The sequence below is a fragment of the Amycolatopsis sp. NPDC005961 genome (assembly GCF_040629235.1).
GTDB lineage: Bacteria > Actinomycetota > Actinomycetes > Mycobacteriales > Pseudonocardiaceae > Amycolatopsis > Amycolatopsis camponoti.
On the sequence record NZ_JBEXVF010000064.1, the window covers coordinates 45,848 to 56,231 of the forward strand.

The window sequence follows — 10,384 nt, forward strand, 5'->3', positions numbered from 1 at the left end:
GGCACGCGGCCGTATCCTGGTCAGATGGCGGGACAGCAGGACAAGGAAGCGGCCAAGCAGGCCAAGAAGGAGAAGCGCGCGGCGAGCAAGGCCCGCCGTGGCCAGCTCTTCGAGGCCTTCAAGATGCAGCGCAAGGAAGACCCGTGGCTCATCCCGTGGATGGTCGGGTCGATCGTCGTCGTCGCCGGCGTGGCGTTCGGCATCGGGTCCTTCTTCGGCTCGCAGTGGGTGCTGCTGCCCTTGGGGCTGATCCTCGGCGGTCTGCTCGCCATGATCATCTTCGGCCGGCGCGTCCAGAAGACGGTCTACTCGAAGGCCGACGGCCAGCCCGGCGCCGCGGCGTGGGCGCTGGAGAACCTCCGCGGCAAGTGGAAGGTGACGCCGACCGTCGCGGCGACGACCCAGCTCGACGCCGTGCACCGCGTGCTGGGCGGCCCGGGCGTGGTGCTCGTCGCCGAGGGCGCGCAGCATCGCGTCAAGACGCTGCTCGCGCAGGAGAAGAAGCGCGTGTCCCGCCTGGTCGGTGACACCCCGATCTACGACGTGACGATCGGCCACGAAGAGGGCCAGATCCCGCTGAAGAAGCTCCAGGGCTTCCTCATGAAGCTGCCGCGCAACCTCAAGCCGGCCCAGGTCGACGCGCTGGAAGCGAAGCTCGCGGCGCTCGGCAACCGCGGCGCGGCGATGCCGAAGGGCCCGATGCCGGCCGGCGCGAAGATGCGCAACGTCCAGCGCACGATCCGCCGTCGCTGACCCCCGTACCGACGACGAAGGCCCCGTCCGAACCGGACGGGGCCTTTCTCGTGGACGGGTCAGCGCATCCGGACGACGACGGTGCCGGTCAGCCGGTCGAGCCAGCTGCGGCCGTCGGCGTTGCGGACCGCCGCCGGGATGATCACGAACGTCAGGACCGCCCGGACCAGCGCGCGCGGCGGGCCGACCAGCGCGGCGCCGTCGAGCCGGGCGACGCGGACGCCGACGGCGGCCATCCCGGGCGTGAACCCGAAGAAGCCGGCGGACACGACGGAGATGACCGCCCACACCCCGCCGGACCAGAGGTTGAAGTTCTGCATCGCGACCGGGTCCTGCAGGCTGGGGTGCAGGAAGATCGCCGTGACCAGGGCGGCGACGACGAGGTCGACGACCAGCGCGAGCAGCCGTGCACCCCCGCTCGCCGCCGAGCCCACGCCCGATTCGGGCAAACCGAACTTCTCGCCCGGCCAGCGCGACTCGTGCTGATCAACGTCCTGCCGGCCCTCGCCGGTGCCGGGGAGCCATTCACCGGTCCATCTCGCCACCCGTCTAGGGTATGCCGGTGGCGTGGAACACATCCGACCTGGTCGGATACCCGATATCGACCACCCGTTAACACCGGCGAAACATACGGGTGACGGTCGGGCAACACCGCACTTTTAGCGTGAGCCGAAGAGAGCACTGCCGTACGAGCTCGAACGAGAAGGAGTCACCGAGGGTGCCCACTACTCCAGACGACATCCAGCGCCTCATCGCCGACGAGGACGTCGAAGTCATCGACGTCCAGTTCTGCGACCTGCCCGGCGTGATGCAGCACTTCACGGTCCCCGCGAAGGCCTTCACCGAAGAGGCCTACGAAGAGGGTCTCGCGTTCGACGGCTCCTCGGTACGCGGCTTCCAGTCCATTCACGAGTCCGACATGCTGCTGCTGCCGGACCCGGAGACCGCGCGGATCGACCCGTTCCGCAAGGCGAAGACGCTGGCGCTCAACTTCTTCGTGCACGACCCGTTCACGCGTGAGGCGTACAGCCGCGACCCGCGCAACATCGCGCGCAAGGCCGAGCAGTACATCTCCGAGTACGGCGTCGCCGACAACGTGTACTTCGGCCCCGAGGCCGAGTTCTACATCTTCGACTCGGTCCGCTTCGACTCCGCCGAGCACGCCTCGTTCCACGAGATCGACTCGATCGAGGGCTGGTGGAACACCGGCGCCGACGAGGTCGGCGGCAACCAGGGCTACAAGACGAAGTTCAAGGGCGGCTACTTCCCCGTCCCGCCGGTCGACCACTTCGCCGACCTGCGCGACGAGATCGTCCGCAACCTGACGAACACCGGTTTCGAGATCGAGCGCGCGCACCACGAGGTGGGCACCGCCGGCCAGACCGAGATCAACTACAAGTTCAACACGCTGCTGCACGCGGCCGACGACCTGCAGCTGTTCAAGTACATCGTGAAGAACACGGTGTTCGGCGCGGGCAAGACGGCGACGTTCATGCCGAAGCCGCTCGCCGGCGACAACGGCTCGGGCATGCACTGCCACCAGTCGCTGTGGAAGGACGGCCAGCCGCTGTTCCACGACGAGTCGGGCTACGCCGGTCTCTCGGACACCGCGCGCCACTACATCGGCGGGCTGCTCAAGCACGCGCCGAGCCTGCTGGCCTTCACGAACCCGACGGTGAACTCCTACCACCGCCTGGTGCCGGGCTTCGAGGCGCCGGTTTCGCTGGTCTACTCGCAGCGCAACCGCTCGGCCTGCGTCCGCATCCCGATCACGGGCAACAACCCGAAGGCCAAGCGCGCCGAGTTCCGCTGCCCGGACTCGTCGGGCAACCCGTACCTGGCGTTCTCGGCGATGATGATGGCCGGCCTCGACGGCATCAAGAACAAGATCGAGCCGGCCGAACCGATCGACAAGGACCTCTACGAGCTCCCGCCGGAGGAGGCCAAGAACGTCAAGCTCGTCCCGGGCGACCTGGGCACGGTGCTGGACACCCTCGAAGCCGACCACGACTACCTCCTCGAGGGCGGCGTGTTCACGCCGGACGTGATCGAGACGTGGGTGTCGTACAAGCGCGAGAACGAGATCGACCCGCTGCGCCTGCGCCCGCACCCGTACGAGTTCGCCCTGTACTACGACGTGTGATCGACGCGGGGCTTTGACCAGGTCGCTGGTCGGAGTCCCCACCAGACACGGGACGGCGGTCGAGGGGAAACCCCGACCGCCGTCCCGTTCCTTGTTCGGCTGCGAAAAGGCCGGTTCCGCCGCGGACGGAACCGGCCTTTCCTTTTTCGATCAGCAGGAGCGCAGTTCACTCACGTAGGGACGCGGCGGGATGTTCGCCGCTCCGCGCGTCTCCCGGTAGTAATAATTGTTCGGCAGTGACACGCACGGACCGTCGCCGGCCCACGCCCAGATCATGCGCACTCGCACGGTGTAACCGCAATTGTTGTTGGTCGCCTCCGCCCATGCCGTGCTGCCGTTGCGGCCCTGCGCCAGGCCGACGCAGCTCGGTGCGGGCGCCAGCAGCAGGTACGCCGGGTTGTCCGCGGCCACCACGGCCGCGGCCGGTTCGGCGGCCTGCGCGGGCGCGGCGAACCCGAGCACCGCGAAACCGGCCGCGACGGCACCGGTGGCCGCGATCTTCCCCATCTTCATGAAATCGTCCCTCCCTCATTTTCCGGGGGCGCGCGAAATAAACGTCACACGACGACCCGATAAAATGATCTCCCCCGGAAGGACCGCCCCGTGCGATCCGCAAAAAACCATACGCCCGGCGCGGGCGGCAACGGAAGCGCATGGCCGAAATTGGCCTTATTCTGCCGTGGACAGCAGCTTCATATCCGCTCCTGCGGCTTCGAAGCGCCCCCGCGGGTCCGCCACCAGCTTGCGGATCTCGAGGTCCATCAATCCCAGCGTGCAGGTGATCTCCGCGGCCAGCGTCCCGTCGGCCTTGTAGATGTTCGAGTCCATCGAGAACGTCTTGCCGCTGCCGAACTTGACGTCGCACGTCACGTCGACCTCGTCGCCGGCGCGCAACTCGCGGCGGAACACCACGTGCGTCTCGAGCAGCACCGACGCGACGTTGCCCAGCCCCTTCATCGCGCCCGCCCGCTCGAGCAGCTCCAGTCTCGAAACCTCGCCGTACGAGTGGTAGACGGCGTGGTTGAGGTGGCCCAGGGTGTCCAGTTCGTAGTGCCGGACCTTGATCCTGGTCCGGAACGGCTCGCGTTCAGTCACGAGCCCCACTGTAGGTCAGGCACTGTAGGTCAGGCCTCGTAGAACAGGTGCTCCACCACGGTGTGCGCCCGGCGGGTGATGCGGCGGTACGTGTCCAGGAACTCGCCCGGGTCGTCGGCGGCCGTCTGGCCCAGGACCCGGGCCACCGCCACCAGGTCGCGGCCCGACCCCGGGACCTCGTCGACCGCCTTGCCGCGCACCAGCATCCCCGCGTTGCGCACCCGGGTCGCCAGCAGCCACGCCTCGCGCAGCGAGTCCGCTTCGGACTGCGTGGCCAGGCCCGCTTCCGGCAGGCGGGCCAGCGCGTCCAGGGTCGACGTCGTCCGCAGCCCCGGGACCGAACCCGCGTGCTGGAGCTGCAGCAGCTGGACCGTCCACTCGACGTCGGCGAGACCGCCGCGGCCGAGTTTCGTGTGGCGCGTCGGGTCGGCGCCGCGGGGCATCCGCTCGGTCTCCACGCGTGCCTTGATGCGGCGGATCTCGCGCGCTTTCGTCGCGTCCAGGCCGCCCTCGGGGTAGCGGATCGGGTCGATCATCGCGATGAAGCGCTCGCCGAGGTCGTCGTCGCCCGCGACGAACCGGGCGCGCAGCAGCGCCTGCGCCTCCCACACCTCGCCCCAGCGCGCGTAGTACGCGCGGTACGACTCCAGCGTCCGCACCAGCGGCCCGCTCCGCCCCTCCGGCCGCAGGTCGGTGTCGACTTCCAGGGCCGGGTCCGAGCTCGGCGCGCCCAGCATCTTCCGGACCGTCTCCGCGACCGACGAAGCGAACTTCACCGCGTCGGCGTCCGAGACCCCTTCGGACGGCTCGCACACGAAGAGGACGTCGGCGTCGGAGCCGTAGCCGAGTTCGGCGCCGCCGAGCCGGCCCATCCCGATCACCGCGATGCGCGCCGGCGTGCGTCCCAGCTCCGCCTGGCGCTGGCGGAACGCCGCGGCCAGCGCGCCCTGCAGCACCGCGACCCAGACGCTGGACAGCGCTTCGCACACCGCGGGCACGTCGAGCAGTCCGAGCAGGTCGGCGCACGCGATCCGCAGCAGTTCGTGCCGCCGCAGCGAACGCGCGGCGGCGACGGCGGCGTTCAACCCTGGCTGACGCCGGACGGCGGCCCGCAGCGACTTCGCCACCTCGGCGGGCGTGCGGCCCAGCAGCCGGGCCGGATCGCCCAGCAGCCGCAGTACTTCCGGCGCGCGCACGAGCAGGTCCGGGACCAGCCGGGACGTGCCGAGCAGGGCGGCCAGGTTCTCGACGACCGTGCCCTCGTCACGCAGGACCCGCAGGTACCACGGGGTGTCTTCGAGTGCCTCGGACACCTTCCGGTACGACAGCAGGCCACCGTCGGGGTCGGGTGTGTCGGCCAGGAGGTCGAGCAGCACCGGCAGCAGCGCCTGCTGGATCGCGGCGCGCCGCGAGACGCCGGAGGTGAGGGCCTTGATGTGCTGGAGCGCGCCGTCAGGGGCGGTGTAACCGAGCGCGGCCAGCCGGCTCGCGGCCTGTTCGGTGGTCAGGCGCAGCGCCTCGGTCGGCACGTTCGCGACGGACTGCAGCAGCGGCCGGTAGAAGATCTTCTCGTGCAGCCGCCGGATGCCCTTCGCGTGCTTCCGGAACTCCGCCAGCAGCGTCTCGCCCTGGCTCTTGCCACCACTCGCCTTGATCCCGCTGGCCCGCGCCAGGATCCGCAGCTCGACGGTGTCCGACGTCGCCGGGAACAGGTGCGTCCGGCGCAGCCGCCGCAGCTGCAGCCGGTGCTCGATCATCCGCAGGAACTCGTACGACGCCCCCAGCTCGGCCGCGTCCTGGCGACCCACGTAGCCGCCTTCGCCGAGCGCGGCGAGCGCGTCCATCGTGGACGGTGAGCGCAGGTCGGCGTCGACGCGGCCGTGCACCAGCTGCAACAGCTGCACCGCGAACTCGACGTCCCGCAGCCCGCCGCGGCCCAGCTTGAGCTCGCGTTCGGCGTGCTCGGACGGCACGTGCCCCTCGACGCGGCGGCGCATCTGCTGCACCTCGCCGACGAAGTTCTCGCGGTCGGCCGCCGACCACACCAGCGGCGCGACCATCTCGGCGTACTGCCGGCCGAGCTCGGCGTCGCCCGCCACCGGACGCGCCTTGAGCAGCGCCTGGAACTCCCAGGTCTTGGCCCACTTCTGGTAGTAGCCCTGGTGACTCTCGAGCGTGCGGACGAGCGCGCCGGCCTTGCCTTCGGGGCGCAGCGCGGCGTCGACCTCGAAGCAGGCCTTGCCGACGACGCGCATCGTCGTGCTGGCCAGCCGCGTGGCGACGCCGAGGTCGTCGGCGCCGACGAAGATGACGTCGACATCGCTGACGTAGTTGAGCTCCCGGCCGCCGCACTTGCCCATGGCGATGATCGACAGGTTGCCCTCGGCGGGCGCGCCGACCTCGGCTTCGGCGACGACGAGCCCGGCGGCGAGCGCGGCTTCGGCCAGCTCGGTCAGCTGCGCCGCGACCTCGGCGTAGTTCGGGTGCTCGAGCCCGGCCTCGACGAGGTGGCCCAGGTCCGCGGCGGCGATGCCGAGCAGCTGACCGCGGTAGGCGACCTTGAGGGCCTGCTCGGCTTCGAGCCCGGTGAGCACCGAACCGTCGTCGCGCACGAGCGACGTGCGCAGGTTTTCGCGGTAGCACTCGGAGTCGGTGCACTTGTCGCCGATGAGGGTCTGCCACTGCCCCGGGTTCGCGGCGATGAAGTCGGCGAGCGCGCTCGACGTCCCGAGCACACTGAGGAGACGGCCGCGGAAGGTCCGGTGGGCGCGCAGCTGTTCGTCGAGCCGCGGCCACCCGCCCTCGTCGGCCTCGCGGATCCAGTCGATCCCCCGCAGCGCGAGGTCCGGGTCCGCGGTGCGGGACAACGCCGCGAGCACGTCGGCGGCGGCTTCGACCGGGCCGGCGTCGTCCCACCAGCCGGCCGCGCGCAACTGACCCTCGGCACGGGGATCGGTGAAGCCGTACCTCGCCGCCGAAGCGGTCGATCGCGCGCGGTCTGCCATCACGGACCACCGTATCCCGGGAGGGTGCGCTCAGGCGGCGAGCCGGCCCGGTTCGGTTCCGGCGGGTGTCGGCTCGGGGACCTGGAAGCTGTGCGCGGTGACGGGGTGACGACGGGAAAGCAGCCAGATCCCGACGCCCACGGCGATGCCGACGACGCCGACGGCGATGGTGCCCGCGGCGCCGAGCGAGGCGATCTTGCCGGACACCGCGCCGACGATCGCGGCGGCGGGCAGCGTGAACAGCCACGCGACGACCATCCGGCCCGCCATCCGCCAGCGCACCGGCGCCTCACGGCGGCCGACGCCGGAGCCGACGATCCCGCCGGAGCACACGTGCGTCGTCGACAGCGGGAAACCCAGCCGGGACGAGATCAGGATGACCAGCGCCGAGCTCGTCTGGGCGGCGAAGCCCTGCGGGCCCTCGATGTCCGTGAGGCCCTTGCCGAGGGTGTGCGTGATGCGCCAGCCGCCGAGGTAGGTGCCGAGCGCGAGGGCGCAGGCGGCGCTGATGATCACCCAGACGGGTGGTGCCGCGCCCGCCGGCAGGCTGCCGGCGCTGACGAGCGTGAGCGTGATGACGCCCATGGTCTTCTGCGCGTCGTTGGTGCCGTGCGCGAGCGAGACGAGCGACGCCGAGACGACCTGGCCGACCTTGAACCCGCGCGTGGCCGGGCGGCCGCGGACGAGGAAGCGGTAGACGAGGTAGGTCGCGATCATCGCGACGAGCCCGGCGATCACCGGGCTCGCGGCGGCCGGGACCAGGACCTTCTCGACGATCTTTCCGAAGTGGACCGAGTCGCTGCCCGCCGAAACCCAGGTGGCGCCGATCAGGCCGCCGAACAGAGCGTGCGACGAGCTCGACGGCAGGCCGACGAACCACGTCACGAGGTTCCAGACGATCGCGCCGATCAGCCCGCCGAACACGATCGACGGGCCGATCTTCGTGTCGTCCACCAGGCCGCTGGAGATCGTCTTGGCGACCTCCACCGACAGGAACGCGCCGACCAGGTTCAGCACCGCCGAGATCGCGACGGCCACGCGGGGCTTGAGCGCCCCGGTGGCGATCGACGTCGCCATCGAGTTCGCGGTGTCGTGGAACCCGTTCGTGAAATCGAAAACCAAGGCCGTGACGACGACGAGCACGACCAGCAACGAGGGCTCCACCCCGACCTCCGAACCCTTGTGGGGACTCCTTCCGCAAGGTACCTGAAGGGTGACGCCTGGCGTTAACAGGCTGTTGCTTACTGTGACCCTTGCCGTTAAGCCAGTGGTAACGAGCGTTGACTGTCGGCGGCGGGTTCGAGCTCCCCGGCGGCCAACCGGACGAACCGCTGCGCGAACGGGCGCCAGGTTTCCTCGATGTCCGCGTGCACGGCGATCAACGCGTCGTGCTCGAGTGAGCCCGGACGGGCGAATTCCGCCATTCCGGGCTCGTCGGCGGCCCAGCTCTCGACGACGGCGGGCGTCGTCTCGATGTGGAACTGGACACCGTAGACACAACGGTTGAACCGGAAAGCCTGGTTCTGGTAGAGCGGCGCGGAAGCGAGCAGCTCGGCGCCGGGCGGGAGCCGGGTGATCGCGTCGTTGTGGAACTGCAGGACGTCCTGCATGAGCGGCAGCTCGGCGAAGAGCGGGTCGGTCCACGCCGCGTCCTTCTTCGCGACGAGGTGCGGACCGACCTCGGGCCCGTCCCGCCCGACCTCGACGCGGCCGCCAGTCGCGACGGCCAGCAGCTGGGCGCCGAGGCAGATGCCCAGGGTCGGGATCCGCTTCGTCGCCGCTTTCGCGAGCAGGCGCCGCACACCGGCGAGCCACGGGTGCTCCGCGTCGTCTTCCGCGGCCATGCCGCCGCCGAGGCAGACGACGCCCCGGTAGCCGTCGAGGTCGTCGGGCAGGTCGTCCTTCGGCAGCAGCCGGACGTCGAGCACCGCGCCGGCGCCGGTGAGCCAGTCGCCGAGCGCGCCGAGCGGGTCCGACGCGTCCGGCTGGATGATGAGCAGTCGTGTCACGCTTTTCAGGGTAGGTGGCTCAGCAGGCGCAGCGGATCCCGGCTGGTGCGGTCGCTTCGCCTGCGGTGGTTTCGCCTTCGACGGGGTAGCCGGCGGCGATCCAGGCGGTGATGCCGCCGGAGAGCCGTTTCACCTTGAACCCGAGCTCGGCGAGCTTGAGGGCGCCCTTCGTGGCGGCGTTGCAGTTGACGCTCTCGCAGTAGCAGACGTAGACGAGCTGCTTGTCGAGGTGAGCGGTGGTCTCGTCGGTCATGTCGCGGTAGGGGAGGTTGACCGCTCCGGGGATGCGAGCGGAAGCGAAGGCCTCTTCGGCGCGCGTCTCGACGATCACGTAACCGTCGGTGTGGCCGGCTTCGAGGTCCCGGACGAGATCGTCGGGGTCGACTTCGAAGGCGAGTTCGGCGCCGAAGTAGGTCATGGCGGCTTCGGGCGCGGGGGCCGGGACGGTGAGCGTGCGTGCGGTCGTCATGCCTTGAATCCTGCTCGTCGCGGGAGTCCGGACACAGGGCAGAATCGGCGTGGAAGCCCGGGACGGCCGGGGATTTCCGGGTTCTGTCCCCGCGCGGCTTGGAGAATCACGGTGGACCTCGACGACGTCGACTGGCACCTGCTGGAGCTCCTTCAGGAGGACGGCCGGCTCAGCTTCTCGGAGCTCGGCCGCCGGGTGTCGCTGTCGGGCTCGGCGGTGACGGAGCGAGTGCGCCGTCTCGAGGAACGCGGGGTGATCACCGGCTACGCGGCTCGCGTCGACACGTCGAAGCTGGGGCTGCCGATCGAGGCGTTGGTGCGGGCCCGGGTGCGGAGCCTGGACACGCCGCGCTTCCGGACGGCGGTGTTGCCGCTGCCGCAGGTCGTTTCCGCGGATCACGTCACCGGTGAGGAGTGCTGGATCCTGCGGGTGCTGTGCCGGGACACCGCGGAGCTGGAGGCAGTGGTCGAGACGGTCCAGCGGTACGGGGAGACGACGACGTCGTTGGTGTTGTCGAGTCCCCTGCGGAGCCGGCCGGCGCCTCGTCCGCACTCGGTTTGAGGCATCGGGCGTGATTGGGGAGGCATCACGCGTGATTGGGCGGGCATCAGCGCAGCGGCCGACGCGTGACTCGCGTGTCTGGAGGGTCAACTCGCGTGATTGGGGAGCCGACTCGCGTGATTGGACGGACGACACGCGTACCCAGCCAGACGACACGCGTGCCTGGGCGGACGACACGGTCATGCCCTGGGCATGAAAAAGGGCCTGGACCGGGAGAACCGAAGTTCTCAACCGGGCCCAGGCCCTCTCCCAACGTAAGTTCGGCGGTGTCCTACTCTCCCACAACCCTTCGGTTGCAGTACCATCGGCGCTATCAGGCTTAGCTTCCGGGTTCGGAATGGGACCGGGC

The 10,384-nt window shown here is 70.1% G+C and carries 10 protein-coding genes and 1 rRNA gene; 3 read left to right on the forward strand and 8 right to left on the reverse strand.

Annotated elements, in window-relative coordinates; all coding sequences use genetic code 11:
• Positions 1 to 24: 24 nt before the first annotated feature.
• Complete coding sequence (locus ABZ342_RS38520) at positions 25 to 753, forward strand: DUF4191 domain-containing protein (protein WP_155544569.1); 729 nt, start codon at positions 25 to 27, stop codon at positions 751 to 753.
• Between the two features lie 59 nt (positions 754 to 812).
• On the opposite strand, the gene ABZ342_RS38525 is transcribed toward ABZ342_RS38520, so the two are convergent.
• On the reverse strand, positions 813 to 1,202 hold the full coding sequence (locus ABZ342_RS38525; protein ID WP_360483963.1) for an RDD family protein: 390 nt from the start codon (positions 1,200 to 1,202) through the stop codon (positions 813 to 815).
• Between the two features lie 269 nt (positions 1,203 to 1,471).
• Between ABZ342_RS38525 and glnA the strand changes: the two genes are divergently transcribed.
• Positions 1,472 to 2,896: a type I glutamate--ammonia ligase gene (gene glnA, locus ABZ342_RS38530; protein WP_155544568.1), complete on the forward strand. Its 1,425-nt coding sequence runs from the start codon at positions 1,472 to 1,474 to the stop codon at positions 2,894 to 2,896.
• 150 nt (positions 2,897 to 3,046) lie between these two features.
• Here glnA and ABZ342_RS38535 read toward each other — a convergent pair whose 3' ends face one another.
• The 6 genes from ABZ342_RS38535 to ABZ342_RS38560 all read right to left on the reverse strand — a co-directional run bounded on the left by ABZ342_RS38535 (position 3,047) and on the right by ABZ342_RS38560 (position 9,474).
• Positions 3,047 to 3,409: a hypothetical protein gene (locus tag ABZ342_RS38535; RefSeq protein WP_360483945.1), complete on the reverse strand. Its 363-nt coding sequence runs from the start codon at positions 3,407 to 3,409 to the stop codon at positions 3,047 to 3,049.
• A gap of 156 nt (positions 3,410 to 3,565) precedes the next feature.
• A complete protein-coding gene (locus tag ABZ342_RS38540) occupies positions 3,566 to 3,991 on the reverse strand; it encodes an acyl-CoA thioesterase (protein ID WP_155544566.1) in 426 nt (141 codons plus the stop codon).
• Between the two features lie 29 nt (positions 3,992 to 4,020).
• Positions 4,021 to 6,996, reverse strand: coding sequence for a bifunctional [glutamine synthetase] adenylyltransferase/[glutamine synthetase]-adenylyl-L-tyrosine phosphorylase (locus ABZ342_RS38545; protein ID WP_360483948.1), 2,976 nt, complete (start codon positions 6,994 to 6,996; stop codon positions 4,021 to 4,023).
• Positions 6,997 to 7,026: 30 nt separating this feature from the next.
• Positions 7,027 to 8,160: an inorganic phosphate transporter gene (locus tag ABZ342_RS38550; protein WP_360483951.1), complete on the reverse strand. Its 1,134-nt coding sequence runs from the start codon at positions 8,158 to 8,160 to the stop codon at positions 7,027 to 7,029.
• A 95-nt stretch (positions 8,161 to 8,255) separates the two neighbouring features.
• On the reverse strand, positions 8,256 to 9,005 hold the full coding sequence (locus ABZ342_RS38555) for a type 1 glutamine amidotransferase (RefSeq protein ID WP_360483954.1): 750 nt from the start codon (positions 9,003 to 9,005) through the stop codon (positions 8,256 to 8,258).
• 19 nt (positions 9,006 to 9,024) lie between these two features.
• The gene (locus ABZ342_RS38560; RefSeq protein ID WP_360483957.1) at positions 9,025 to 9,474 is read right to left on the reverse strand and encodes a rhodanese-like domain-containing protein; all 450 of its coding nucleotides are present in this window, start codon (positions 9,472 to 9,474) and stop codon (positions 9,025 to 9,027) included.
• A 111-nt stretch (positions 9,475 to 9,585) separates the two neighbouring features.
• On the opposite strand from ABZ342_RS38560, the gene ABZ342_RS38565 reads away from it, so the two are divergent.
• Positions 9,586 to 10,035, forward strand: a complete 450-nt coding sequence (locus ABZ342_RS38565; RefSeq protein ID WP_360483960.1) for an Lrp/AsnC family transcriptional regulator — start codon at positions 9,586 to 9,588, stop codon at positions 10,033 to 10,035.
• Between the two features lie 258 nt (positions 10,036 to 10,293).
• Here the strand turns inward: ABZ342_RS38565 and rrf are convergent.
• Positions 10,294 to 10,384: ribosomal RNA gene (rrf, locus tag ABZ342_RS38570) — 5S ribosomal RNA — on the reverse strand; the annotation flags it as partial.

Coding starts and splice junctions, on each gene's coding strand:
- ABZ342_RS38520 (WP_155544569.1), top strand. CDS start 25: ATGGCGGGACAGCAGGACAAGGAAGCGGCCAAGCAGGCCAAGAAGGAG.
- ABZ342_RS38535 (WP_360483945.1), bottom strand. CDS start 3,409: ATGAAGATGGGGAAGATCGCGGCCACCGGTGCCGTCGCGGCCGGTTTC.
- ABZ342_RS38545 (WP_360483948.1), bottom strand. CDS start 6,996: ATGGCAGACCGCGCGCGATCGACCGCTTCGGCGGCGAGGTACGGCTTC.
- ABZ342_RS38560 (WP_360483957.1), bottom strand. CDS start 9,474: ATGACGACCGCACGCACGCTCACCGTCCCGGCCCCCGCGCCCGAAGCC.